Origin of the sequence: Alteromonas sp. OM2203 (assembly GCF_048517045.1) — a bacterium.
Classification (GTDB): Bacteria; Pseudomonadota; Gammaproteobacteria; order Enterobacterales; family Alteromonadaceae; genus Alteromonas; species Alteromonas gracilis.
In genome coordinates, this window is the sequence record NZ_CP183209.1 from 3,778,288 (window position 1) to 3,804,305 (window position 26,018).

Annotated in this window: 26 protein-coding genes; 9 read left to right on the forward strand and 17 right to left on the reverse strand. The window is 45.7% G+C overall.

Annotation, left to right across the window (positions count from 1 at the left end; genetic code table 11):
• Positions 1–14 precede the first annotated feature (14 nt).
• Entirely contained in the window at positions 15–1,388 is a 1,374-nt protein-coding gene (locus ACM0P2_RS16635; protein ID WP_173360892.1) for an APC family permease, read from the forward strand.
• Positions 1,389–1,391: 3 nt separating this feature from the next.
• Positions 1,392–2,033 carry an MBL fold metallo-hydrolase gene (locus ACM0P2_RS16640; RefSeq protein WP_159120378.1) on the forward strand — a complete coding sequence of 214 codons (642 nt, stop codon included), beginning with the start codon at positions 1,392–1,394 and terminating at the stop codon, positions 2,031–2,033.
• Between the two features lie 131 nt (positions 2,034–2,164).
• Here ACM0P2_RS16640 and ACM0P2_RS16645 read toward each other — a convergent pair whose 3' ends face one another.
• Positions 2,165–2,680, reverse strand: coding sequence for a lactoylglutathione lyase family protein (locus ACM0P2_RS16645; RefSeq protein ID WP_015068113.1), 516 nt, complete (start codon positions 2,678–2,680; stop codon positions 2,165–2,167).
• 264 nt (positions 2,681–2,944) lie between these two features.
• On the opposite strand from ACM0P2_RS16645, the gene ACM0P2_RS16650 reads away from it, so the two are divergent.
• Positions 2,945–3,943 (forward strand): LysR family transcriptional regulator, encoded by a 999-nt coding sequence (locus ACM0P2_RS16650; RefSeq protein ID WP_159120377.1) that lies wholly within the window; start codon positions 2,945–2,947, stop codon positions 3,941–3,943.
• A 131-nt stretch (positions 3,944–4,074) separates the two neighbouring features.
• Here the strand turns inward: ACM0P2_RS16650 and ACM0P2_RS16655 are convergent, their stop codons facing one another.
• The gene (locus ACM0P2_RS16655; protein ID WP_159120376.1) at positions 4,075–4,908 is read right to left on the reverse strand and encodes a class II glutamine amidotransferase; all 834 of its coding nucleotides are present in this window, start codon (positions 4,906–4,908) and stop codon (positions 4,075–4,077) included.
• A 226-nt stretch (positions 4,909–5,134) separates the two neighbouring features.
• On the opposite strand from ACM0P2_RS16655, the gene ACM0P2_RS16660 reads away from it, so the two are divergent.
• On the forward strand, positions 5,135–5,488 hold the full coding sequence (locus ACM0P2_RS16660; protein ID WP_419226848.1) for a hypothetical protein: 354 nt from the start codon (positions 5,135–5,137) through the stop codon (positions 5,486–5,488).
• On the forward strand, positions 5,464–6,387 hold the full coding sequence (locus ACM0P2_RS16665; RefSeq protein WP_419227715.1) for an IS4 family transposase: 924 nt from the start codon (positions 5,464–5,466) through the stop codon (positions 6,385–6,387). The genes ACM0P2_RS16660 and ACM0P2_RS16665 overlap by 25 nt, the downstream gene beginning before the upstream one ends.
• Positions 6,388–6,454: 67 nt before the next feature.
• On the opposite strand, the gene ACM0P2_RS16670 is transcribed toward ACM0P2_RS16665, so the two are convergent.
• The 5 genes from ACM0P2_RS16670 to ACM0P2_RS16690 all read right to left on the reverse strand — a co-directional run bounded on the left by ACM0P2_RS16670 (position 6,455) and on the right by ACM0P2_RS16690 (position 10,911).
• Positions 6,455–7,525, reverse strand: a complete 1,071-nt coding sequence (locus ACM0P2_RS16670; RefSeq protein ID WP_419226849.1) for a hypothetical protein — start codon at positions 7,523–7,525, stop codon at positions 6,455–6,457.
• A 189-nt stretch (positions 7,526–7,714) separates the two neighbouring features.
• A complete protein-coding gene (locus ACM0P2_RS16675) occupies positions 7,715–8,959 on the reverse strand; it encodes an IS4 family transposase (protein WP_419226850.1) in 1,245 nt (414 codons plus the stop codon).
• Positions 8,960–9,045: 86 nt separating this feature from the next.
• On the reverse strand, positions 9,046–9,516 hold the full coding sequence (yiaA, locus tag ACM0P2_RS16680) for an inner membrane protein YiaA (protein WP_159120618.1): 471 nt from the start codon (positions 9,514–9,516) through the stop codon (positions 9,046–9,048).
• Positions 9,500–10,336: a DUF2145 domain-containing protein gene (locus tag ACM0P2_RS16685; RefSeq protein WP_159120617.1), complete on the reverse strand. Its 837-nt coding sequence runs from the start codon at positions 10,334–10,336 to the stop codon at positions 9,500–9,502. Before ACM0P2_RS16685 ends, yiaA begins: the two co-directional genes overlap by 17 nt.
• A gap of 176 nt (positions 10,337–10,512) precedes the next feature.
• Positions 10,513–10,911: a hypothetical protein gene (locus ACM0P2_RS16690; protein ID WP_159120616.1), complete on the reverse strand. Its 399-nt coding sequence runs from the start codon at positions 10,909–10,911 to the stop codon at positions 10,513–10,515.
• Positions 10,912–11,042: 131 nt separating this feature from the next.
• Here ACM0P2_RS16690 and ACM0P2_RS16695 point away from each other — a divergent pair, with 131 nt between their 5' ends.
• Both ACM0P2_RS16695 and ACM0P2_RS16700 read left to right on the forward strand, forming a co-directional pair.
• Positions 11,043–11,777, forward strand: coding sequence for a helix-turn-helix domain-containing protein (locus ACM0P2_RS16695; protein ID WP_159120615.1), 735 nt, complete (start codon positions 11,043–11,045; stop codon positions 11,775–11,777).
• A 156-nt stretch (positions 11,778–11,933) separates the two neighbouring features.
• Positions 11,934–13,172, forward strand: a complete 1,239-nt coding sequence (locus ACM0P2_RS16700) for an IS4 family transposase (RefSeq protein WP_419226851.1) — start codon at positions 11,934–11,936, stop codon at positions 13,170–13,172.
• 37 nt (positions 13,173–13,209) lie between these two features.
• Here the strand turns inward: ACM0P2_RS16700 and ACM0P2_RS16705 are convergent, their stop codons facing one another.
• From ACM0P2_RS16705 to rutA, 9 genes are all read right to left on the reverse strand, one after another.
• On the reverse strand, positions 13,210–14,712 hold the full coding sequence (locus ACM0P2_RS16705) for an NCS1 family nucleobase:cation symporter-1 (RefSeq protein WP_159120471.1): 1,503 nt from the start codon (positions 14,710–14,712) through the stop codon (positions 13,210–13,212).
• Between the two features lie 289 nt (positions 14,713–15,001).
• Positions 15,002–17,320: a TonB-dependent receptor gene (locus ACM0P2_RS16710; protein ID WP_159120470.1), complete on the reverse strand. Its 2,319-nt coding sequence runs from the start codon at positions 17,318–17,320 to the stop codon at positions 15,002–15,004.
• Between the two features lie 311 nt (positions 17,321–17,631).
• On the reverse strand, positions 17,632–19,122 hold the full coding sequence (locus tag ACM0P2_RS16715) for a CoA-acylating methylmalonate-semialdehyde dehydrogenase (protein WP_159120469.1): 1,491 nt from the start codon (positions 19,120–19,122) through the stop codon (positions 17,632–17,634).
• A gap of 19 nt (positions 19,123–19,141) precedes the next feature.
• Positions 19,142–19,672 (reverse strand): flavin reductase, encoded by a 531-nt coding sequence (locus tag ACM0P2_RS16720; RefSeq protein WP_159120468.1) that lies wholly within the window; start codon positions 19,670–19,672, stop codon positions 19,142–19,144.
• 22 nt (positions 19,673–19,694) lie between these two features.
• Positions 19,695–20,315 carry a malonic semialdehyde reductase gene (locus ACM0P2_RS16725; RefSeq protein WP_159120467.1) on the reverse strand — a complete coding sequence of 207 codons (621 nt, stop codon included), beginning with the start codon at positions 20,313–20,315 and terminating at the stop codon, positions 19,695–19,697.
• A 109-nt stretch (positions 20,316–20,424) separates the two neighbouring features.
• A complete protein-coding gene (gene rutD, locus ACM0P2_RS16730; RefSeq protein WP_236547232.1) occupies positions 20,425–21,261 on the reverse strand; it encodes a pyrimidine utilization protein D in 837 nt (278 codons plus the stop codon).
• Between the two features lie 58 nt (positions 21,262–21,319).
• Complete coding sequence (gene rutC / locus ACM0P2_RS16735; RefSeq protein WP_159120466.1) at positions 21,320–21,703, reverse strand: pyrimidine utilization protein C; 384 nt, start codon at positions 21,701–21,703, stop codon at positions 21,320–21,322.
• Between the two features lie 215 nt (positions 21,704–21,918).
• Positions 21,919–22,650, reverse strand: a complete 732-nt coding sequence (rutB, locus tag ACM0P2_RS16740; protein ID WP_159120465.1) for a pyrimidine utilization protein B — start codon at positions 22,648–22,650, stop codon at positions 21,919–21,921.
• Positions 22,650–23,738 carry a pyrimidine utilization protein A gene (rutA, locus tag ACM0P2_RS16745; RefSeq protein ID WP_159120464.1) on the reverse strand — a complete coding sequence of 363 codons (1,089 nt, stop codon included), beginning with the start codon at positions 23,736–23,738 and terminating at the stop codon, positions 22,650–22,652. Before rutA ends, rutB begins: the two co-directional genes overlap by 1 nt.
• Positions 23,739–24,048: 310 nt before the next feature.
• Between rutA and rutR the strand changes: the two genes are divergently transcribed.
• Together rutR and ACM0P2_RS16755 are read left to right on the forward strand one after the other, a co-directional pair.
• Positions 24,049–24,720, forward strand: coding sequence for an HTH-type transcriptional regulator RutR (gene rutR, locus ACM0P2_RS16750; RefSeq protein ID WP_159120463.1), 672 nt, complete (start codon positions 24,049–24,051; stop codon positions 24,718–24,720).
• A gap of 85 nt (positions 24,721–24,805) precedes the next feature.
• Complete coding sequence (locus tag ACM0P2_RS16755) at positions 24,806–25,024, forward strand: VF530 family DNA-binding protein (RefSeq protein WP_159120462.1); 219 nt, start codon at positions 24,806–24,808, stop codon at positions 25,022–25,024.
• Positions 25,025–25,106: 82 nt separating this feature from the next.
• On the opposite strand, the gene ACM0P2_RS16760 is transcribed toward ACM0P2_RS16755, so the two are convergent.
• Positions 25,107–25,997, reverse strand: a complete 891-nt coding sequence (locus ACM0P2_RS16760) for an MBL fold metallo-hydrolase (RefSeq protein ID WP_159120461.1) — start codon at positions 25,995–25,997, stop codon at positions 25,107–25,109.
• Positions 25,998–26,018 lie beyond the last annotated feature (21 nt).

A 26,018-nucleotide genomic window follows, 5' to 3' on the forward strand; every position in this document is an offset into this window, starting at 1 on the left:
GCTAAGCATTAATAATGAGTAGTTCAAATAAAGGGCTTTTAACCAAAGGCATCGGCAGTATTGGCGCTGCCCTTTTGGTATTAAACGGGCTAATTGGGGCAGGTATTTTTGCGCTGCCCGCCAAAATGGCCGCAGAGCTCGGTGCCTTTAGCCCTTATATCTTTTTGATTTTTGGCGCGCTCATGCTTGCCATTGTGTGGTGCTTTGGGCAGTTGGCAGCCCTGTACCAGGAAACAGGTGGGCCTGTAGTATATGCGCGCAAAGGGTTCGGCGATGCCGCTGCGTTTCAAACCGGCTTTGTTTATTACCTCGCTCGCGCCACCGCTATAGCAGCTAATATGCATGTTTTATTGCTGTACGCAGGCTATATATGGCCGGAAATTAATACAGGGTCAGGTAAGTCATTTGCGATTGTTGTACTGACAACAGCATTAATTCTCGTGAATATTGTCGGACTTAAAGCCGCCATGCGATCACTCGATACTATCTCGGTGCTTAAGCTGTTGCCCTTCGTGGCATTGATTATAGCGGGCTATTGGCAGCTAGACTTTTCTACTGCATTAACCAGCTCTGCTGCTCCGGTTATTCCAGCATTTGATACCATTTCAGCCGGCGCTCTACTTACGCTTTATGCCTTTATTGGTTTTGAAACTGTGGTGGTGACTAGTGGCGAAACCAATTCACCGAAAAAAACAATACCTCGCGCATTAATGCTTACTGTTTCAGGCATTGCCATATTTTACTTTTGCGTGCAGTGGCTTTATTGGCAGACCGTCGGACCAGAGAAACCCGATAGCGCACCACTTATCGCACTCGCCAACATGATATTTGGCGAAACCGGGGCGCTTGTTATGACTCTAACCGCTGTAGTCTCGGTTGCCGGAAACTTGCTGGCAAACATGATTTCCACCTCCCGCCTTACCTATTCTATGGCGCAGCAGTCACTCGTTCCTGGGAAGCTAGGTAATATATTGGGAAGGGTTCACAACAAGTTTGCAACGCCGTATCTGTCCATATTAGTACTTGGTCTTTTCGCTGGTGCTATGGCGCTTAGCGGCAGCTTTGTGTGGCTTGCGATTTCCAGCGTATTGGCGCGGCTTGTGGTGTACGCCATGTGTGTGGTCGTGCTGATGAAAGCGCAGCAAAGCTCTTTGCGTAGCGCGTTTCAGCAGAGCGCTTCTGTTCAAGGCACTGCAGGCTCAAAAGTCAGTCCTACAAACTTGTTAAAGCGTTTGATACCCTTTGTCGCATTTGCGGTTTGCGCATGGTCTATTGCACAGTCGTCAACCAACGCATGGTTGTTTTTACTCGGCGAATTAGCAGTTGGCGCACTGCTCTATTTAGCGCTTTTTCATTTCACTCCAAGCAACAAAGTATCAAAAGGTTAAACAGTGGAAATTCAAGTTATACCGGTTACGCCCTTTGCCCAAAACTGCTCGTTAATTTGGGACTCATCCACTAACAAAGGTGCGTTTGTCGACCCAGGCGGCGACATTGAAAAGCTTATTGCAGCTGCGACAAATAAGAGCGTGAGTATTGAAAAAATAATTCTCACTCATGGGCACTTAGATCACGTTGGCGGCACTGTCGCCATCGCAGAACATTACGGTGTACCTATTGTTGGGCCTCATATCGGCGATAAATTCTGGTTAGATGCACTTATGCAGCAAAGCCAGATGTTTGGCTTTCCACCGGCTCAGCCCTTTGCACCTAACGAGTGGTTAAACGACAACGACACGATATCGGTAGGAAATTTGACTCTTGAGGTGCTTCATTGCCCGGGCCATACGCCAGGACATGTGGTGTTGGTAGAGCGCTCAAGCAAACGGGTTATTGTCGGCGATGTGATATTTGCAGGCTCAATTGGCAGAACCGACTTCCCACAGGGAAATCATCAGCAGCTTATCGACTCTATTAAGCAAAAAATCATGGTATTGCCCGATGATATGACGATTTACCCGGGCCACGGACCAACCACTACCGTTGCGACTGAAAAGGCCACGAATCCTTATGTGTCTGGCAGGTTTGGGTAGCCTAAGTACTAATAAAATGAAAAAGGCGAGGTACGTTTAACTGCAGCGTCCTCGCCTTTTCCGTATTTCGTCGCTAGCAGCCTTCGTTAACCACAGGTGTCAACTCAAATTACGCTAGCTCAACCACCCGCTTATTCGTAAGCACCACTTGCGTAGTGCAATTCATAGCTGTGGCTATAAATTTCAAGAATGTTGCCAAACGGGTCTTCCATGTAAATCATGCGGTAAGGCTTTTCACCGGGATAGTAATAACGCGGCGCCTTCATTCGCTTCTTACCACCAGCGGCAACAATCTTTTCGGCTAAGCCTTCTACATCTGGGTCTTGAACACAGAAATGGAAGATACCGGTTTTCCAATACTCGAAGTTGTTTTCAGGGTTCTCTTGGTTACTAAACTCGAAAATTTCAACGCCTACGCGATCACCTGTTGAAAGGTGCGCAATACGAAATTTCCCCCAACCTGCGCCAAATACGTCAGTACACATTTCACCAATGGCTGAGTCATCTTCAACAATTTCGGTGGGCTTCATGATGAGATACCAGCCAAGTACTTCGGTGTAAAACTTTACGGCAGCTTCTAAGTCAGGTACTGAAATACCAATATGAGAAAACGTACGTGGATACGGTGTTTTTACTGCTTCAGTCATCACTTACTCCTCTGTAGTGCAAGTTAATAAAATAGCTTAAGCGGCCGCCCTCTAGGCTGTTTCGGTGCCCAGATCAAAGCAAGTTCAAATTCAAGATCAATGCAGGCTCAATAAGCCGTTTGATATAGACGTTATTACAAACCTCCTCGACTAGAAGACCTACTCGAACACCGCTTAAGTGAACGTGCATACATAGTAGCTAGACAAAGAAAAAACATGAAATTATGATATTTTCTAAATATGATAAATTAAGATTATACCTTAATGATAAACCCTATTTGGCTAGACACCTTCATTACTTTGGTAGAAACAGGAAATTTCACTCGTACCGCTGAGCAGCGATTTATGACGCAGCCCGGTGTAAGCCAGCACCTAAAAAAACTTGAAGAGGTATGCCAGTGTGAATTAGTGGTCCGCTTAGGAAAAGGGATCCAGCTTACTGAACAGGGCCAACGTGTTTACCACTACGCCAAAGAGCAGCAGTTAAAAGAACAAAATTTTATTGCCAGCTTAAAGTTTGACGCCCCTTTTGAAGGTAAGTGCATTGTGGCCTGCTCAGGTGCAATTGCTCAGCGTATTTACCCCGCTCTGCTGGTACTGCAAAAACAGCATAGCGGGCTTAATATTCATGTGGAAGTCGCGCCTCGCCGCACAATTTTATCCGGAATAGCGAACAATACGCTTGAACTTGGTATTGTGACAAACCAGCCAGAGAGCGAGGATATACATAGCGAATACTTAGGCGAGGAAGCATTAGGGATTATACTACCCAGTAGCTTATCGAGTGCGCTTGAAGAAAAGTCTACAAATCCATTTAAAAATGAGCAGAGCGCTATTCCGCTTGCTAATGCTAAGACACAACGCTCATCCAGAGCTGGAAACTTGGAACTAAATGATACGAGCGCTTTAAAAGACATTATCAACACTTTAGGGCTCATCAATCACCCCGATGCGATGCATTACTTACAGCGCTACTTTAATGATTGCGGAGAACCTGAATTGGCTAACGTCAACCCGAACAAGCTGCCTCATGCCGGCTACATTAACCAGCTTTCGCAAATTCTGCTGCCGGTAAGCGAAGGACTGGGTTTCACCGTGCTCCCCACCAGCACACTAGACTTTGTTAGCTTTGCAGACAAACTCACTGTATACAACGGAAAAAACGACGTAACCGAACCTCTTTACAGCGTTCAAACCGCACACAGCGAACTGCCCGCCCGCTACCAAGTAATAAAACAAGCCATCATACAAGTATTGGGGTGAAGCTTGGGGGTCAGAGTACATTGTTGAGCTAAGCTTGGGGGTCAGAGTACATTATTAAGCTGGCTTACCAACTAAGCGCCGAGCATTTTGAAAGCAGATTATTAAAGTTACTCTGACCCCACAATTCGTAATTAGTCGTGAAGCGACGGATCGGGCGCTACCATCTCTGCTTCTCTTTTATGTTCAGGTACATCCACTTTACCCGAGGCAATAACTTCCCCCTCTTGCCATAGCTTCCACTCGCCCCGTTCGTAAATATCCCACTGCTCGTCATTCGTTAGTGGTTCGGTAGCAATAATACTCACCACATCTTTTGGCGTGGTTTCCGCTGCAAAATCAATTTCCACCTCAACATCGCTTAAACAAGCGGGCCCAAACGGTGCTCTGCGGGTAATGCTGGCTAACTTTGTACTACAGAAGGTAAATAGCCAATCGCCGTTACTCAGTAAGCAATTGAATACACCTTGTTGAGCATACTCTTTTGAAAGCGCCACCAGCGTTTCGGCTAACTGCTCAGACATAGCGTCTCGGGGAAGGTTTTGCCTGACATTATTCATAATATCGCAGAAAAGCTCTTCGCTATCGGTATCTCCAACCGCTTCGTAAATACCTGTTCGGCGTGAAAAGTTAGGGAGTTGCCCGTTGTGCGCAAACACCCAATATCTTCCCCACAGTTCGCGAGTAAAGGGGTGCGTGTTAGCTAAGTTGATATTACCCACATTTGCCTGACGAATATGACATATCGCATTTTTGCTTTTTATAGGCAGCTTCGAAACAAAATCAGCAATGGGTGATGTGGCGCAAGGCTCAGGATCGTGAAACATACGCACGCCCTTTCCCTCGTAAAAAGCGACGCCCCAGCCATCTTTATGCGGCCCTGTTTCACCACCGCGACGAGTTAGCCCAGTAAAACTAAAACAGAGGTCGGTTGGCGTGTTAGCACTCATGCCTAAAAGTTCACACACAGCGTTTATTACCTATAGCAGTTATCTCACAAAGTACGTTGAGAATACGCAAGCTATCACGTTGAATCAATTCGACATTGGTTAGGATTACTACTTTTTGTTGAAGATAAGAGAGTTATGGGGTCAGAGTACATTCGTTCGGAAAGTACTCTGACCCTGAGGTATCCCCATAAATAATATAACGATATCAGTGAGATAAAAAAGAAGGGAACATTCATGACGTTTGGTGATCAGATCAATCGCCAAACATCACCGAGACCAAACAGCCATGAATGCCCTATCTATTGTGAACAAAGTCGTTTCGCTTGTCAGCTATAAAATGCATAAAACTCGTCTAAATGCGGTCACGGCGTGCGTCAAAAGTCTGCTTAATGGAAGCGCTGCAACTGTAACCAGCATAGGTCGAGGGATCAACACTAAAGCCTTTGAAAAACATCGGATTAAACGTGCTGACCGCTTACTCTCAAACCAGAATTTACTAAGTGAAACACCGCTCATCTATTCATCTATTCATCTATATGCCAACTATTTTGCGGCAACACAACTCGCCCTGTTATCTCAATCGACTGGTCAGATTTAGACGACCGCAAAGCGCATTTTCTTTTACGCGCGGCAATATCTCTGAAAGGAAGGCCCATCACACTTTACCAAGAAGTACACTGCAACAAGACCAAAGAGAAACCAGCCACGCACAAAGCATTCTTAAAGACATTACACGCCATGTTATCTTCAAATTGCCGACCTATTATCATCACCGATGCAGGGTATAAATCACCTTGGTTTAGAGAAGTTAGGGCCCTAGGATGGGACATTGTCGGACGGGTTCGCAAACCGCATTTTTACTCGCTTGACAGTGGTAAAACGTGGCAGTGTATTCGTAATCTTTACGCAAAAGCAACCTGTCGACCGAAGCGCTTTGATAACAGCCAAATAGTAAGGAGCAACCCCTTTACCTGCACGCTAGTTCTGTTTAAACAGAAATCTAAAGTACGTCATGCTTCAAATCCAGATGGTACACGCAAAGCCTCAAAGCGCTCAAAAGTGCAGGCACAAGGCGCAAAAGACCCGTGGCTATTAGCGACATCACTGGCGTCTCACCGAAGCTTATCAAAACAGGTCGTTGTTATTTATCGCCAACGTATGCAGATTGAAGAGGGCTTCAGAGACATGAAAAGCACGAAGTTCGGGCTTGGCTATGAACAGAATAAAAGCGTGAAAAAGCAGCGTTTAATAATACTGATATTACTGACGACGTTAGTATCACTCGTGGCTATATTACTAGGTATGGTGCTCGTCTCATCGAATAAGCATAGGCGCTTCCAAGCCAATACCGAAACCAGAAGCGTGCTGTCATTCCACTATCTTGGCCTGAGAGCTGTTGCTTGCCGAATAAGATTCACTATGCGACAGTGGAAAACTGCACTCAAATGGTACAGCTCCATAGTCGACCGGGCCTGGGCCGCAGGCACATGGAATTAAATTCGTGGGGATCCCTCAGGGTCAGAGTACATTCGTTCGGAAAGTACTCTGACCCCATTATTCAGTTTTAAGCTGATAATGCGGTGTCTTGCTGTGGCTGACAAATTTCCAGTAAGGCCGATGGTTCGTCAACGCTGAGATATAAGGTATCCATTTGCTCAACAAAGGTCGCAAAACCCGAGTAATACGTTTGTTCTGAAACAAAAGTAAGCTTAACATTTGCGTTGCCTCTACCGAAATGGAAATGTTCTTTTGTTGAAGCTGCTGTCCAACTGCCTGTTTCTAGTTGTTGAATGTCTGAAAGTGGAATAACGGTCATGCCCCACCATGAATTGTTCACCATGAGCTTATCTTTTATAAGATAGACTGAGTAATGCTTGCTAACTCTGTAATTAGCAATAAACATCACGATAAGGTAAAACACCAAGGTTGCTACAACAATGGCAACTGTTTCACTCCACAGTGCAATGGCGAGATAACTTGCATACGTTACAATGACAAGGGCGATACATACGAGTGACACATGCCACCATTGTGCAGACCATAAACTCAGGTTTGCCAAACCGGGAACATGGTTTCTACTAAAACGAGGTATGGCGTAGTACCAACTAGCTGGCTCATGAGCAAACATAAGTGCCAACTCTAGCTTCTTTGCTTCTTTTGACCCTTTTTCATAAACATCATCGCCTTCGTATTGTTCCAGCATATGTATTCGCGGGTCGCCAGAGAGCTTTCGAGCCCCCCACAGCGCTTTAACTATCGTTACCAGAAGGAGAATTTCTATCACCATCAATACGGCAATAATCGGATATTTAAGATAGGTAATGAATTCAAAGTAATAGGCTAAGTGCTCTGGATAGTTATAGCGTGCGACCAAACTACTTAAAGAAAGAACTAACAATAATTTCCACAGAGCCTGATTGCCAATTTGAATGATCCAGAAATAGTAAAGTACAGGCAAAAAGACAAAATATGCCAACGTAACAAGCAAGGTATTTCGCCAATGTGCGTTAGCCCAAATACTTTCAAAGGAGAAGGTTATGTCAGGAAGGGTTTCAGGTAAAAATAATGTGCCCACATAAAAGCAGGCAGCAGCAACTATTAGAAAAGCTATCCGGTATTTAACGGGTTTGCGCATAATTCATCCTTGATGCGTTAAACAAGCTGGTTGAGAACCCAACCAGCGTTGCGCTATACCATACTCGATATGTAGCAGCACAAAAAGAGTGAGTCGTAACAAAGGTGTAAGAAAATATTTAAGTAATGGAGCCAGAGCACATTGAGTAGTGAAGAAAATGTACTCTGACCCTGAGGGATCCCCACGAATTTAATTCCATGTGCCTGCGGCCCAGGCCCGGTCGACTATGGAGCTGTACCATTTGAGTGCAGCTTTCCACTGTCGCATAGTGAATCGTATTCGGCAAGCAACAGCTCTCAGGCCGAGATAGTGGAATGACAGCACGCTTCTGGTGTCGGTATTTGCTTGGAAGCGCCGATGTTTATTCGAAGAGACGACCACCATACCCAGTAGTATTGCCACCAGTGACGCTAACGTAGTCAGCAATACCAGTATTGTTAGACGCTGCTTTTTCACGCTTTTATTCTGTTCATAGCCAAGCCCGAACTTCGTGCTTTTCATGTCTCTGAAGCCCTCTTCAATCTGCATACGTTGGCGATAAATAGCAACGACCTGTTTTGATAAGCTTCGGTGAGACGCCAGTGATGTCGCTAATAGCCACGGGTCTTTTGCGCCTTGTGCATGCACTTTTGAGCGCTTTGAGGCTTTGCGTGTACCATCTGGATTTGAAGCATGACGTCCTTTAGATTTCTGTTTAAACAGAACTAGCGTGCAGGTAAAGGGGTTGCTCCTTACTATTTGGCTGTTATCAAAGCGCTTCGGTCGATTGGTCGCTTGGGCATAAAGGTGACGAATACACTGCCACGTATTTCCTCTATCAAGCGAGTAAAAGTGTGGCTTACGAATACGCCCGACAATATCCCAGCCTAACGCTGATACTTCCCTGAACCAGGGGGATTTATATCCTGCGTCGGTGACGATAATGGGCCGACAGTTGGAAGGTAATATGGCGTGCAACGTTTTTAAGAATGCCTTGTGCGTGGCTGGCTTCTCTTTGGTCTTGTTGCAGTGTACTTCTTGGTAAAGTGTGACGGGTCTACCTTTTAAAGATATTGCCGCGCGTAAAAGAAAATGTGCTTTACGGTCGTCTAAATCAGACCAATCGATTGAGATAACAGGGCGTGACATGCTGCCACAAAATAGTTGGCATATAGATGCATAGATAAACGGTGTTTCACTGAATAAATGCGGGTTTGAAAGCAAGCGGTCAGCTCGTTTAATCCGATGTTTTTCATAAGCTTTAGTGTTAATCCCACGACCTATGCTGGTTACGGTTGCTGCGCTTCCATGAAGAAGGCTTTTTACGCACGCCGTTAGCACATCCCGACGCGCTTTATGCATTTTATAGCTGACAAGCGATACGACATTGTTCACAATAGATAGGGCATTCATGGCTGTTTGGTCTCGGTGATGTTTGGCGATTGATCTGATCACCAAACGTCATGAATGTTCCTATCTTTTTTATCTCACTGATATCGTTATATTATTTGTGGGGATACCTCAGGGTCTGACCCCATTTTTTAAGCGGCTTTCACTTTGGGAGAGTCTTTGTGCTCAGTAGCGCTGCTTTGAGTATCGCTATTTGTGTTGCGTGACTCGTCTGTAGTTTGGTTATCGCGTACGTTCTTCTGCACCGTAATAGCGGCAAAGAGGCTTAGAGTGAAGGCCATGCCGAAGAAGCCTTTTTCACTTAATAAAAGCTCAGCATTTAATAGGCCAATTACCAACAATGCGATGGCTGATGCAGTGGCTACAGCTGATGCCAGGAAGTACGCTTTGGTAGTTGGCACACCTTCCATTTTATCGCGTACCGTTTTTTGTAAGCTCACTACAGAAAACAAACCAAATAACATAATAGTGAAGTAATAACCTTTTTCATTAAGCGCCATTGGGGCATTGTAAAGGCCGATAAAATAAGCGCTTACACCCACAATTAAGGCTGCCAATGAAGCTATGCGAAATGCTTTTGTTGGTTTATTCTGAGTCTGCATTGTTAAATTCCTCGATAATAGTTGTCTCACCGTTGCTCGCAAAAATAACTGCCTTTTCCGATAAATTGTATTTCTGCATGTAACGAGCAAGACTTCCAAATGTAGTCGTTTCTACCTTACGACCGTGATCAGACAGCGTCACGCCGTCGCTGAACATACTCGCCAAGCCAAGTTTCGCGCGGCTCATATTTACTTTTTGCGGTGTGAAGTGCGCTTTTGCATTAGCTTTTAGCTGGGCTGTAACTGTGGTGGAGTACACCGCAGCATTCAACACATCTAATGTGTACTCGGTACAGTTTTGTCGCTCACTGTTAAATGGATTAGCAACGACTGAATAGCGTGGGTTATGCAGCAATTTTGCTTTATCTTCACTGTACATGCTTATAAGCGCTTGCTGTACTGGAATCGAAGGGATAATAAGGCCCGCTTCGAGCGCATAAGCCCTCCAGAAAAAATCTACAGGATAATCGGTAACTAGATGACTCACGTCTTGTTTATCAGCATCTTGATACAAATTATGGATTGCATAGCCTTTTACTGTCTCTCCATTCTCTAGCTGTATACTTGAATAGATAGCAATGGCAGTGTGCGTGAAGCGAATGCCCTTCGGCATGTCTTCAATCGGTCTGCCTCGCCTTGCAATAATGAAGGCACGAGCTCCTTGGCTTGCCGCATATTTTTCAACTTCTTTAGAAAAAATGGCAATGGCTTCTGGTGAAAACGAAGGTTTCCCGTGCTGCTGACTACCTGCCAAAGCGTGATTTGCGTTGGCAGTAAGTAGTACCAAAGCCAAAGCTATTGAATATAAAAATGTTTTCATACTCTTCCCTGCTTAGATTCTCTCGACTTGCATTGAAAAACACCCACCGATAGCACTCGCTACTTATTATGAAGCACAAGATGCACAACGCTTCGCTGTAGCAGTTTTTTAAACCGAGCTACAGCTACTTTTATAGCTTCCAGTCGCGCTTCAAAGTTCGAGCAATTAATTAACCGTTAGCGTTTAGTTGTCGTGGTCGTCGTTGTGTTTGTGGTCGCAACGACTTTGTTTGGTGCTGGGTCTGCAGTAATGATTTTTTCGGTAATCACCAACGGCTGGTTATTATCAATAGAAGAGTGATGGCTAGCTTCGTGAATACTGCGGCTACTCTCGTCAATCACACTTTCAGCAACGGCGCTTCCTGCCACCACAGCACTGCCGGTCAGTATTACGGGAACAGCGACTACTGCACTCGCTACCGATGCTGTTGTTGCCAAGCCTTCAGATGCAGCAAGCGCGCTATGCTTACTGGCTTTGCCACTGTGGTCGATGGAATCATCTGCCATTACAGAATGGGTAAGAAGCGCACTACTTAATAGTGCAGTTAACATCAATGTTGAACGCGAATTTTTCATATCACTTGCTCCTAGTATGTAAAGGCGAGATGTGCCTGAACCTGTTCTACACTAAAACCAAGAATAAATTTCGTAAACCACAATCGCTAGTGTAGTATTAAATTACACCACAAGTATAAATATTTAATACCATGAGCCAAATTACCCTTGTTTACGACACGCTTAAACAATGTTTGCGGGAGCAGCGATTTACCTACAAACAGATCGCACAAAAACTGAACGTAAGCGAGGCCAGCGTAAAACGAAATTTCTCTCTACAGGCTTTCAGCCTCGATAAACTGGAACAGATTTGTGAATGCCTAAATTTGTCATTGAGCGACCTCTTTAGCCTGTCGCAAAAGCAGCAGGAAAAAATATCACAGCTGTCTGAGAAGCAAGAGATGGAGCTACTTGCCAATCCCAAGCTACTGCTTGCAGCAGTTTGCGTGCGCGATGGCTGGCGCTTTTCGGAAATCATTAAGCACTACGATATTTCTGAGGTAGAGGGCATTAAGCTTATGACAACCTTAGACAAACTAAAGCTCATAGAGCTGTTACCGAACAACCGCTACAAGCTACTTATTGCGCAAAATTTTCGCTGGATCCCCGGCGGCCCGCTAGAGAAATTTATGGAACAAGAAGTCATGGTGAAGTTTATGGCTCCAAAGAAGAACGAGCCGTGGATGTTCCGTTTTTATTTGCGCGGCCGCTATTCCCAGACCTCGGTTTCGATTATTCAGCGGCGCCTAGAGCAGCTTAGGCAAGAAGCAGCTAAGCTCAGCAGCGAAGATAATGCCCTGCCAATTGAAGAACGCCAGCACATTGGTCTTTTAATGGCTATGCGGCCTTGGGAACCCTCACTTTTTGAAAACATGAAGCGAAAATAACCCTGTCGAAGTATATTTGGGGGGTCAGAGTACATTTCGTAGAAAAGTACTCTGACCCCACGGGCTTAAAGAAATGTACTCTGACCCTGAGGTATCCCCACAAATAATATAACGATATCAATAAGATAAAAAAGATAGGAACATTCATGACGTTTGGTGATCAGATCAATCGCCAAACATCACCGAGACCAAACTGCCATGAATGCCCTATCTATTGTGAACAATGTCGTATCGCTTGTCAGCTATAAAATGCATAAAGCGCGTCGGGATGCAGTAACGGCGTGCGTGAAAAGCCTTCTTCATGGGAGCGCTGCCACTGTTACAAGTATCGGTCGAGGAATTAGCAATAAAGCTTTTGAGAAGCATCGGATTAAACGTGCCGACCGCTTGCTTTCAAACCCGCATTTATTAAGTGAAACACCGTTTATCTATGCATCTATTTGCCAACTATTTTGTGGCAGCACATCACGGCCTGTTATCTCAATCGACTGGTCTGATTTAGACGACCGTAAAGCACATTTTCTTTTACGCGCGGCCATATCTTTAAAAGGTAGGCCCGTCACACTTTATCAAGAAGTTCACTGCAACAAAACCAAAGAGAAACCAGCTACGCACAAGGCATTCTTAAAAAGGTTGCACGCCATATTACCTTCCCACTGTCGGCCCATTATCGTCACCGACGCAGGGTATAAATCCCCCTGGTTCAGGGAAGTATCAGCGTTAGGCTGGGATATTGTCGGGCGTATTCGTAAGCCACACTTTTATTCGCTTGATAGAGGAAATACGTGGCAGTGTATTCGTCACCTTTATGCTCAAGCGACAGGACGACCAAAGCGCTTTGATAACAGCCAAATAGCTAGAGGTAACCCATTTGCCTGTACGTTAGTTCTGTTCAAGCAGAAAACGAAAGGACGCCACGCTTCAAATCCAGATGGTACACGCAAAGCCTCGAAGCGCTCGAAAGTCCATGCGCAAGGCGCGAAAGACCCGTGGCTGTTAGCGACATCACTAGCATCTCATCGACGCTTATCGAAACAGGTTGTGGCTATTTATCGCCAGCGGATGCAGATTGAAGAAGGCTTTAGAGACATGAAAAGTACCAAGTTCGGGCTTGGCTATGAACAGAATAAAAGCGTGAAAAAGCAGCGTCTAACAATACTGGTATTGCTGATTACGTTAGCGTCACTGGTGGCAATACTACTGGGTATGGTGGTCGTCTCTTCGAATAAGCATCGGCGCTTCCAAGCCAATACCGAAACCAGAAGCGTGCTGTCATTCCACTATCTCGGCCTGAGAGCTGTTGCTTGCCGAATAAGATTCACTATGCGACAGTGGAAAGCTGCACTCAAATGGTACAGCTCCATAGTTGACGGGGCCTGGGCCGCAGGCACATGAAATTAAATTCGTGGGGATCCCTCAGACTCTGACCCCATTATTGGGAGGCGCTTTTTGCCTGCATGGTGAAGGGTACTCTGTTGGACAGCAGAAGGTAAACCATGCTGGCGATAATTAGCCCCACGAACCATGCGTAGGCGTACAGCGTATCGAAAATGGCTGGTACGCTGTCTACAAAACCAGCGGCGTGCATAAAGCCAGGAATATTAGGCAGAATACCAATAATAAGTGCAGCCACACCCGCCATGTTCCAACCGTTGTTCGCGCCATATTCGCCAGAGTGTTGAAATAGCGCATCGATGTTTAACGTCGATTTTCTTAAGATAAAATAGTCGGCGATTAGAATACCTGCAATTGGGCCAAGGAGCGCTGAATATCCCGTAAGCCATGTAAATAAATAACCACCCGCGGTTTCAAGCAGCTTCCAAGGAAAAATAGCTACACCAATTCCTGCGGTAATGTATCCGCCCATTCTGAAGCTTATTTTAGATGGTGCCATATTCGAAAACCCGTAGGCCGGAGCCACCATATTCGCAGCTAAGTTTGTGGTCAAAGTAGCAAGCGCTAATGCCGCGAGCGCAAAGACCACGCCCATGCCGCCCATTCTGCCCGCAAGGGCCACTGGGTCCCAAATAGCTTCACCGTAAATGGTTACGGTTGCCGACGTTACCGCTACGCCAATGAAGGCAAACAGTGCCATAGGTAATGGCAAGCCAATAGCTTGGCCTAACATTTGATCTTTTTGTGATTTAGCAAAGCGAGTGAAATCGGGAATATTTAATGCCATGGTTGCCCAAAAGCCCACCATAGATGTAAGACCTGCGAAAAAAGCTGACCAAAACTGCCCTTCTTTAGCGCCCCCTTCGACAAATTGAGATGGCGTAGATAACATAGCGCCAAATCCACCGGCATTGATGTATGCCCAAGCAAGAAGCGCTAAGCCCATTAAGATCAAAAATGGTGCAGCAAAAGTTTCAAGCCAGCGAATAGATTCGGTGCCGTGCTTAATAAAAACTAAGTGCATTGCCCAAAAAGCAAAGAAGCACAGAGTTTGGGTAATATCTATACCTAAAAATGGCAGCGCCTGCCCCACAAAAGCGTCGCCGCTCACGCTATTTAAAATAACGTATATCGCGCTGCCACCAACCCATGTATTGATACCAAACCACCCGCAGGCTACAAGACCGCGAGCCAGAGCAGGAATCTTCGCGCCTTTGGTACCAAAAGCACTACGTAGCAATACAGGAAAAGGTAAGCCGTATTTAGCGCCCGCATGACCAATTAACATCATTGGCACCAGTACAATAACGTTGCCTAACAGTACGGTAATCACCGCCTGGTACCAATTCATGCCTTCAGATACTAGGCCGGCAGATAAGAGGTATGTAGGTACACACACCACCATAGCGACCCATAATGCCGCATAATCTTTCCACCCCCAGGTTCTTGCTATTTTACTGGTTGGCGCTAAATCTTCGTTCCATAAATCGCCATCGTAATGGGAAGGTTTTGTCATGGGTTGATTGTTGGTGTTATCCACGATCTCTTTCCTTGTTGAGTTTGTAGTGCGCATAGTGACATTTAACAAACATTGCTTATTGATAAAAAGTCGCTCTTCGCGAAGTCTTTTACTCACGTTTAGCTTATTAAATGCAGCGTCTTTGCCTGTAAGACTAAAAGAAAAGCAAAAACACTGCCGTTTCGCGTGCTTTGATAAAGCTATACCTACATACCGTTTTATACTTTTAGTATCTCTGCTAGCCACGCGTATTTTTTGGAGCAAGATATGGCGCTTTATTCAATAGGAATAAAGCGCATTACTACTCAAATTAAAAATTACGCCTTACCGTTACGCCATAGGTTCTTGGCTTCGCATAGGATATTTGGCTGGTCCCATAAAAGCCCGTCACGTCAAAGCCTATAAGTTCATGGTCAGAGTCAAACAGGTTATCTACGTAGGCAGCTAGACTCCATTTATCCTCAGCGTCAACCCAGGTTAAACGCGTGTCGGCCGTGGCGTAGCTATCAATTTGATGAGCGGTAAAATTACGCGCGTTGTGAAAGGTTTCTGATTGATAGCTAGCTGACAATTGCGCTGCCATATTGCCGTTAAAGGCATCCCAGTTATAGCGAAGCATGGCGGACGCCTGATATTCGGGGGTAAATGGCGGCGTAGTATCGGCAAAATAACCTGAAGCCACTTCTAAATCTTCAACCACTGCATCGGTATACGAGAAGTTAACCATTACATCTAAGCTATCTGTCGGCGTTAAAAACACTTCTAGCTCTACCCCACTAAACGAAGCCTCTTCGTTAGTTACAACGCCCGCGTTATTCACCCATGAAAACGACTGATAATCGCTGTAATCATAGTAAAATACGTTTGCATTAAATACGCCGCTTCCCTGCATAAAGCTGTGCTTTAGGCCAGCTTCGTAAGAAGTGAGCTCTTCAGGTTCATAAAAGCTAAAGCCGCCAAATAAAGGCGTATTGAAACTCCCCGCTTTCACGCCGCGATTGATACCTGCGTAATACAAACTATTACCCACGCTGTATTCCAGCTGAAGCTTTGCTGACCATAAGTTTTGATCATTACTTTGCTCTGTAAATTCTAACGAAGGGGTGCTGGTGTTAATCTCAATAATTCGGTCGTTGGTGTTCTCGTTCTGATAAACATTCCCCACAAAATCTTTGTTTTCTCGGGTGTAGCGAAGGCCACCAACTAATACCAAGTCATCAGTTAAGCTATAGTCTACTTGCCCAAATGCAGAGTAAGACTCGGTTTCAAGCGCCACTAAGGTATTATTCTCTTCACCGCCTAAGAAAAAGGTAGTGGGTGAACCCGCCAAGCCTTGGCTGTAATCAGTATCGATAGAAAGATAATAAAGCCCCCCAACCCACTTTAAATCTGCGGTTTCACCTGAGAAACGAAGCTCTTGGCTAAACTGCTCAATGGTGCTGTTAGATTGGAAAATAAGTTCTGGTGACGCAGTTTGGTCAGAATCAAGACCAACAGTTCGCTTGAACTCTTTATAATCTGACATGGCAAAGAAATCGAAGCTTTCAAAGGCATAGTCTAATGTTGCCGCCAGGCCTTTTGATTTGATTTTGTTTTGATCGTCGAAGGCGAAGTCTTTGTTAACCTTATTACCCGAACCGTCAGGGTCGAAGTTACCGTTGAAGTCACCGCCTTGTACTGGGCGGAAGGGGTCACCATTGAAATTACCATCTACGCACACGCCTGCTTGAATTGTGTCGCAGCCAAGCGGGTCGTCAGCAGCGTAAATAACGTCAATCACATTGCCGTCGGCATCTTTTATTTCGGTGGTATTCACCACTTGATACGGGCCTTCGCTTTTGGTGGTATCTGACCAGTTACCGCTTAAAAGCAACGAGCCTTCTTCGCCAATGTCAAACAGCAGCTGAGCACGGAACGCTTTAGTATCATCGTTATATCCATCTTCCCCACCGCCTACTGAACCTAAACGGGTATCGGGTGCTGCCCCGTCTTCGTAAATGTTTTCGAGTATTTCACCTTGCTGATTGGTAAACCCTGAAAAACGGCCATAAATACCATCTGCTATCTCGCCAGATATCGCCCCTTCGAAGCGATATTGTTCAAAGCGCGCTGCAGTAAATTCTGCGTAGCCTTCTGTATCGGCAGTGGGCTTTGCGGTGACCGTATTAACCAGTCCCCCTGTGGCATTTCTTCCAAATAATGTTCCCTGTGGGCCTTTAAGAATTTCGATGCGAGCGACATCAAATAAGCCAAAGGTTTGCGCTTGGGTACTGGCTAAATAGCCTCCATCTACGTATACGGCAACAGGAGCCTCAGCCAAATCAGCGTAGTCGTTTTGCACCACGCCTCGAATATTAAAAATAGCGCGCTGCCCACCAATATCCCCGGCTAACGACACGCCTGGGGTAAACGCAATAAGCTCGGTACTGCTTTCAAGGCCAAGCGCCTCTAACTGCTCTCCTGAAAAGGCGGTAATAGCGATACCCACATCGCTTATATTCTCATTGCGCTTTTGCGCGGTAACTTCAATACTTTCCCAAACATTCTCTGCAGCAAAGGCCGCTGGCGTACTTAAAGCCATAGCTACGGTTAACGCCAGCAGACGCTTGTGTGTGTTTAACGTATGCATGTTTTACTCTCGTTTATAGTTCTTTTTAACAAGCCTTGCGGCGGTGTTGTCCCGATATTTTTTTAAGAGTAACGGTCGACGTGAACTGCTTATCGATTGCCACTGGGGTGCAAACCTAAGACAGGACTGGAGAGGAACTGTCAAAGGCTTGCGGTTTTAAATTGTTATTATTGATGGCTCATGGCTGAGCCTAAATCTCTGTTCTTTTACCTGCTGCGAGCAACTATTTGCCATAAAGGCTTAATAGTTACCGTGCGTGGGCAAAGTTCTTATGGTCATTTATGGTTAATCAAGGTCAGTACGCCATGACATTAACTTGGAAATGAAAAGCTGACTCCTTCTCGTACGCCACTTGAAGGCCAACGTTGGGTAATGGTTTTGCGCTTAGTATAAAAACGCACGCCGTCAGGTCCGTATGCGTGAAGATCACCAAAAAGCGAGCGCTTCCAACCACCAAAGCTGTGATAAGACACAGGCACAGGCAGCGGTACGTTTATACCTACCATGCCCACTTGGATGTTGTCTGAGAAATAACGGGCAGCCTCGCCGTCACGGGTGAAAATACAAGTACCGTTACCGTATTCATGCTCGTCGATGAGCTGCATGGCTTGCTCCATAGTTTCAACCCGCATGACTTGCAATACAGGGCCAAAAATCTCAGCCTTGTAACTGGTCATGTCCGGCGTGACTTTATCGATAAGCGTGGCACCTAAGAAAAAGCCCGTTTCATACCCCTCTACTGTGGGGCTTCGCCCGTCAACGACTACGTTAGCACCTTGCTCAGCTGCACTTGTAATGTACCCTTCTACTTTCTCTTTGTGCTGAAGTGTAATAAGCGGGCCAAAATCGTTAGTCGCATCGTCAAATGCTCCTACTTTCAAGTCTTTCATGGCCGACTGCATCTTATCTACAATCTCATCCGCTATCTTGTCGCCCACGGCAACCACCACCGATAACGCCATACAGCGCTCCCCCGATGAACCAAAGGCTGCGCCCAACAGCTGATTAACTGCGTTATCAACGTCGGCATCAGGCATCACAATGGCGTGGTTTTTAGCGCCGCCTAAGGCTTGGCAGCGCTTGCCGTTCGCGTTTGCTTTTGAATAGATATATTCGGCAATAGGCGTTGAGCCTACAAAACTCACCGCTTTAATGCGCTCATCATCAAGTATTTGATCAACCGCTTCTTTGTCTCCATTAACAACGTTGAAAACGCCGTCAGGTAGCCCTGCATCCTTAAGGAGCTTAGCTAAGAAAATAGCGCAACTTGGATCTCGTTCAGAGGGCTTTAAAACAAAGGTGTTGCCACACACGATAGCGAGCGGAAACATCCAAAGTGGCACCATGGCAGGGAAGTTAAACGGTGTAATTCCCGCCACCACGCCAAGGGGTTGAAACTCACTCCAAGAGTCTATGCTAGGCCCAACATTTTTACTATGTTCACCTTTGAGCAACTGTGGCGCGCCACAGGCAAACTCTACATTCTCGATACCGCGCTGTAGCTCGCCAGCCGCGTCGTGGCTTATTTTTCCGTGCTCGGCTCCAATTAGCGCGATAATTTCATCAGCATGTTCTTCAAGTAAGCTTTTGAACTTAAACATAACGCGAGCGCGCTTGCTTACTGGCGTATTACGCCACTCAATAAATGCACTTTGCGCGCTGACAATGGCGTCGTTCACCGTGGCTTTTGATGCAAGTAAAACGAGCTTCTCTGCTTCCCCTGTTGCCGGGTTATAAACATCTTGCATACGCCCTTTTGGGGTACAGGTTTCACCATTTATAAAGTGGCCTACTACTTTCATTATTTGTCTAATCCTTTAGTTATGCGTCTTTGCAAGCGCTGTGATAGCCGCGTTGATAATATAAAAGCGCGTCGGCTTCTGGGTCTTGCTTGATATCTACCACTTGGCAAAAGATAACGTCGTGAGTGGCCACACTTTTAACTTCTGTAATAATACAATCGAAGCTCACGGCAGCATCAGCAAGCCTAGGGCAGCCGGTCGTAGATTCCACCCACTCGCCAATTTCGAAGCGTTCACTCATAGGCGCCTTACCACCAAAGGTGTTTGAAATTAACTGATGCTGCGAGGTTAGCGTATTGATAACTAGATGCGTGCTGTTCTTAAATACCTTATGCACAGACGCACCTCGGTTTAAACACACCAGTAAGGTCGCTGGGCTATCGCTTACGCTGCACACTGCCGTTGCTGTAAAACCAGCACGCCCTTCTGGGCCAGTTGTTGTAACGACGTTTACCGCTGCTGCTAAACTCGACATACCTTCTCGATAAGCTTCTGGAGTTACCGGGGGTAGCACTTCTGTTACTGCGTTTTTTATTGCTGTAATAGTCATACAAATATCCTTTGTGTTGGCGTTACAATATTTGACAAGCTTGCTCGAAACTTAAGCGAGGCAAACGTTTGTGCACTTTCTTTCCATCGCCATAGCCAATGTTAAGTAAGAAATTTACCTTCCACGTGCTATCGGAAAAGAAAGTCTCGTTAAGTAATGTGGGGTTGAAACCAGACATGGCGCCAGCATCAAGACCTAGTGCACGAGCGGCGCTAATTAGGTAAGCGCCCTGCATAGAGCTATTGCGCATGGCAGTCTCATAGGCCGCTTCTGGGCTTGAAGTAAACCAGCTTTTCGCATCTGCATAAGGGAATAACGTAGGAAGTTCTTCGTAAAACTCTTCATCGTAGGCCACGATAACTGTGCAAGGTGCTGTCATGGTTTGCTCTACGTTACCGCTAGAAAGGCATGGTTTAAGTTTTTCTCTCCCTTCATCTGACGTAATAAAAACAAATCTCGCCGGGCTGCAATTTGCTGATGTCGAACCAACTTTAACTAAGTCATAAAGCTGCTTAAGCAGGGCTTCCTCTATCGTTTTATCGAGCCATGTAGTGTGCGTGTGTGCGCCGCTAAATAGCTGGGCTAGACCACTTTCGCTAATAGGGCCTTTTGTTTCATATTCAGTTTTTTCTGATACCGTCATTTCTATGTCTTTCCAGTTTTCAAATTGCTAGGCAGTGTCTTAGCCACCCAGGTATTTTCTTGAGCGCATTGTTCTGAGGCGCTTATCTAAGGTGCTTACTTGTGAACAATTAAGCTATGCGCTGTAAGTATCCCAACACCAATTTATTAAATGCCTCAGGCACCGTAATACTCGATGCATGACCGCCATATTCCATTACCGATAACTCTGCGTTAGGCATGGCATCAGCTAGTATTTTTGAGCGCTGCCACGGCACCAAGGTGTCGTCTTTATTGGCAAGCGCTAACGTTGGTGTAGTGATAGTGGCTAGCTTGTCATCGATATCGAACGCACTTAGCGCGCCGATACGAGCTAGCAAGTTATCTACATCGGGAAAATGATTGAGTAAATGCGCCTCTTCATCATCTAAATGCTGTGCATTAGCCGCTATCCAATCAGGGGGATACAGCAGCAGCGCCTGCAACTGTAGATACATGTCTTTCCTATCCGCAGCGAGTAAGGCTTTACGTATACCAAAGCAGCGCAAGGTGTGCGGGTTGGGGCTACTCCATGCGTTTACTAGCACTAGGCTTTGCAGTAAGTTTGGCTGAGTTAACCCTAGCTCTAGGCCCACCAGCCCACCAAGTGCATGACCAACAAAGTGACATTGCTGCACTTCCAGTTTTTTCAGTAGTGCAGCGAGTTCATTTGCCATGTCAGAAATACTGTAGTTCGCTGGCAAGTCACCCACACTTTTGTTGGTTCCAAGCTGGTCGTAAGTGATCACTCGGTAGTTTTGGGGAAAGTCAGAGAGTTGGGGCTGCCAAAACTTAGCAGCCCCGCCTAGCCCTGAACTGAAAACAACAGTTGGCGCGTCGGGCGATGTCAATCCGTGAAATTCGTAGTGCATGTCGTAATGCACTCCCTTGTGCGTATCAACTCCGCTTGTCTGCACGTTAGAAGGCATAAAGCTCACCTACATAAAACCAATGGGCACAATTAATGGGAAGTCCGAACATAACTGCTTACCCGATGTGTGCTGTAGAGGCGATTTCAATTAAGGCTTCAGGCTTTACTAGCCCAACCTTAATGCAATAACGGGCTGGTTTTTCACCCGGGAAGTATTCGGCGTATACCTTGTTTACCGCGGCGTAATCGTCCCAATCGGTAATAAAAATTGAGTTGAAGGTGACGTCATCCATAGTGCCGCCCGCTTCTTCAATAACACTTTTTATGGTTTCTAACACATGGCGAGTCTGCGCTTCTGCATCACCTACATGCACTACGTCATTGTTTTCGTCAAAAGGCAAAGTGCCTGACACATAGAGAATATTGTCCGCCATAGAGCCCGGTACAAAAGGAGCGATTGGCGTTGATGTACCTGCTGGAATAATGGCTTTCTTTGGCATAATTACATTCCTCATTCTTTGCGCTATTTACACAGTGCTTTTAGTACTGCTTTAGCTAGTTTTTTATAAAGGCAGCGCTATTTGTTGCCCTTCATTTTTACTCTTATCGGTTTTCGCTTTTTAAGCTTTCTTCCCACTTTTTAATAGCTGCTATGGGTTGAAGCTAAATGGGTTTTCGCTTTACGTGCCGTGAGCTCACGGCTGGGCCTTTGAAACTAAGAAGACTTAAACACCTCACAAAATTGCGCCGTGGTAGAGACCCAACCGAAAAACGTTTGTATATTAAAAAGAGACGCTTCATGAATATCTGGCGGACCTGCTTGATAAGCGGCATCAGCGAGGACCACACCAAAATATTCCAGATGGAAGCCATCGCGCAGCGTAGATTCCACGCACACGTTGGTGGCAATGCCGGTAAACACTAAGTTGCGAATACCCCGGGCGCGCAGCATGCTGTCTAAACTGGTGTTGTAAAAACCGCTATAACGGGTTTTGGGGATAACGATATCGCCGGTTTGAGGCTTTAGTGCGTCTACAAGTGCGTAGTCCCAGGTTCCTTTGGCAAGCAAACTTCCCTTTAACTCTGGCTGTTTGCGCATAGTTTTAAGGGCGTTAGACTTATACCAGTTAGGCGAACCCGGGCCGCCTGCTTCTTTATAGTCGGCATCCCAACCATTTTGTAAAAACACCACCGGCATGCCTGCAGCCCGTGCGGTTTCCAGTACCTTAATGGTATTTTCAATGACAGGCGCCGTAGTGGAAACGTCAAACCCCGCTTTGTCTAAATAACCGTTTTTACTGGCATAAGCGTTCTGCAAATCCACAACTATCACGGCGGTTTCAGATGGGTTTAGGGTTAAAGGCTCAGGTTTAGCCGGCAGTACGGGCTGCCCTGTTTGGCGTGCTTGAAAGCACCCCGATACTTCAAATACTTCACCGGCAGACATTAGGCTGCTCCCGATGTGCTAAGCAAGTGCTGACGGGATTTCATTAACGGCTGAATTCTAGTACCAAAATCATCCATGCCTTTAAGGAAGTCATCAAAGGTTAGCAATACGCCTTCACAACCTTGCACTGTGGCAATTTCATCTAGCATAGAAGCCACCGATTCGTAAGACCCTACCAGCGTGCCCATATTCAGATTTACCGCTGAGGTTGGGTTGGTCATATCGCGAATATTAGTGTCTTTACCCGATTTCTTATCAGCGGCCCCTTGCGTTGCCATCCAATCTAACGCTGACTGATCTTTACCGTCTTTATAGCTTTCCCATTTCGCCATGGCTGCTTCGTCGGTTTCATCGGCAATAACCATGATGAGTACAGCAGACCCCACGCTGCGACCGTGTTTTTCAGCCGCTTCGGTTAAGCGCGCTGCGGTGGGAGCAAATGCGGTAGGTGTATTCACACCTTTGCCAAAACAGAAGTTATAGTCGGCATGACGGGCCGAGAAATCCATGCCAGCTGCGCTTTGGCCCGCACAGATAAGTGGAATTTTTCGTTGTGGTTTGGGCAGCATGCGACAATCATCCATTTGGAAATGCTCGCCTTTAAAATCGCTTTTTCCGGTTTCCCATAACTCTTTTACTACCTGAATGTATTCATCTAGGTATTCGTAGCGGTTACCGAAGAATTCATCGCCCGGCCACATACCCATTTGCGAATATTCAGGGCGCTGCCATCCGGTAACAAGGTTGACCCCAAAACGGCCGTTCGAAATAGAATCGATGGTACTGGCCATACGCGCCATGATCGCAGGTGGCAAGACGAGTGTGGCAGCTGTGGCATATAGCTGAATTTTTGAGGTCACGGCGGCAAGGCCTGCCATTAACGTAAACGACTCTAAGTTGTAGTCCCAAAATTCGGTTTCACCGCCAAAACCGCGCAACTTGATCATAGAGAGCGCGAAGTCCATATCGTACTTTTCTGCCTTCATTACAATCTCTTTATTGAGATCGAATGATGGTTTGAACTGAGGCGAATTTTTCGAAATTAGCCAGCCGTTGTTACCAATCGGAATAAATACACCTATATCCATGTTGTTCCCTCTGCTTGTATGCGTTTTAAGCGGTTAACCCCGCTTTTTTTAAGGTTGCCGAATTCAAAACATTGAAGTGGCGGTATACATGGTGAACAGCATAAAGCAGGCCAAATTATTAAATTCATAAAATTCAGCAACTTAATCAATTTCAAAGTTTAAATTGGACCCATTGGTTCAAATTGGAACACCAAGTCCAGTGCAATTGAACTTAATTGGTGCATATTTGTGCGAATGGGTTTATAGCAACGAAAAGTCCACGTAAACTAGGTATCAAATCGCGGAGAACTCGGTTAAGAAGAGATGAGAAGTGAGTAAAACTGAAGGTCACGAAAATACAAAAACAGCAAGAGCGTTTAGCCCTACAACTCAAAAGCGGCGTGAACAAGCGCTTCAAGAAAAGCGCACCCGAATTATGGATGCAGCGCTATCATTATTTTCAAAAAACGGCGTTAGCGGTACGACGGTAGAGCAAGTATCCGAGTTAGCGAATGTCTCAAAAAGTAACTTGCTTTATTACTTTAAAAGTAAAGATGGATTGTACTTATCGGTTATCACCCACCTGTTGGATGTATGGTTAACGCCCCTTCAAAGCTTTTCAGCAGAACAAGACCCTATAGAAACCCTAAGCAACTACATTAAAGTAAAACTTGAAATGTCGAGAGATAACCCAGCCGAATCTAAGCTTTTTTGTATGGAAGTAGTACAAGGTGCGCCACTTTTAATAAAAGAATTAGAAACGCCGCTTAAAACATTGCTGGATGCAAAAAGCGCCGTCATTAACGAATGGATAAAAGCAGGTAAGTTAAAACCTGTCGACCCAATACATTTGATATTCAGCATTTGGGCTATTACGCAGCACTACGCCGATTTTAGCGTGCAGATAAAAGCCGTAACAGGTAAAGATTTAAGCGATCCCGTTTTCTTTGAAAGCACGCTAAGCAACATTCAGCACATTATTTTAGGCGGGCTAAAGCCTTAAAGAGGAATGGGGTCAGAGTTGTGACTCTGACCCCATTGTTCGTGATAAACTAGCAGTTCGAATTAAGACAGAGCAGCGCTATACTATGAACCAACAACCCAATAACCCGCTTCACGGCTTAACGCTAGAGAAAGTCGTGATACAGCTTCATGAGCGCTACGGCTGGGACGGATTGTATTACCGCATAAAGGTGAACTGCTTTAACAACGACCCATCGATTAAGTCGTCACTTAAGTTTCTTAGAAAAACACAGTGGGCGCGAGATAAAGTAGAGCAGCTATATATTCAAACATTTAGTGAGTAGTCGCTGATAAAGCCGCGTTTTACAATGCAACATATTTTATTGGGGGTCAGAGTCCTGACTCTGACCCCACTGTTATTTTTTACTAGGCGTCTTTGTAGAGCGTCGTTATCCACTTCTCTTCATTGATGAAATTCCAACTCCAATCAGCCCATTTTTCATCTAAGCCCATCGCTTTCACTTCATCAAGGGTTTTTCCGTCTTGTTTAAGTGCTTTCACGTAGTCAAAAGTTTCGCTGATCATAGCTAAAAACGCGGTGTATTCTTGCTTATTGCTAATATCACCGTGACCTGGAATGATAACCGTCTCTTCATTTATTTTAGTCAATAGCTGCTTTACTGAGTCCATATAGCCAACGACATTGCCACCTGCGCCTTGGTCAATGTAGGGAAAACGACCGTTAAAGAATAAGTCGCCCGTGTGCATGACGTTGGGTTGCTCGAACCACACTACGCTATCACCGTCGGTGTGGCCGACGGCTAAATGCATTACGTGAAGTGTTTCACCATTAAAGTAAATTTTAATCCCGTCTTCATAAGTGATGGTTGGCAGGGCTTCGGGTTTTACTTTTTCATCGTTAGCTAGACGAACACGCACATTTTCATGGGCAAGAATAGTCGCACCTTTGTGACTATGAAAAAACGCATTAGAGCCAGTATGGTCGCCGTGATAATGGGTGTTTATTACATATTTAGGTTTATCGCTGCCTAACTCCCCAAGCTGCGCCGCTATTTTTTCAGCAAGTGGCGCAAATTGATCGTCAATGATCAAAACGCCGTCTTCCCCAGCTGATACGCCGATATTTCCGCCAGCTCCCGTAAGCATGTGCACAGAGCCCTTTATTGCCGTCGCTTTAACTTCGACATCGGCAAACCTATCTTGTGCAATTGCAGGGTTAATCGTTGAATAGACCAAAGGGCTAGCAGCAATAAGTGCGGCCATGACATGCGCGCTAAAGCGAGGTGCAGTTTCCATTATTATTTCCTTGTAGAAAGC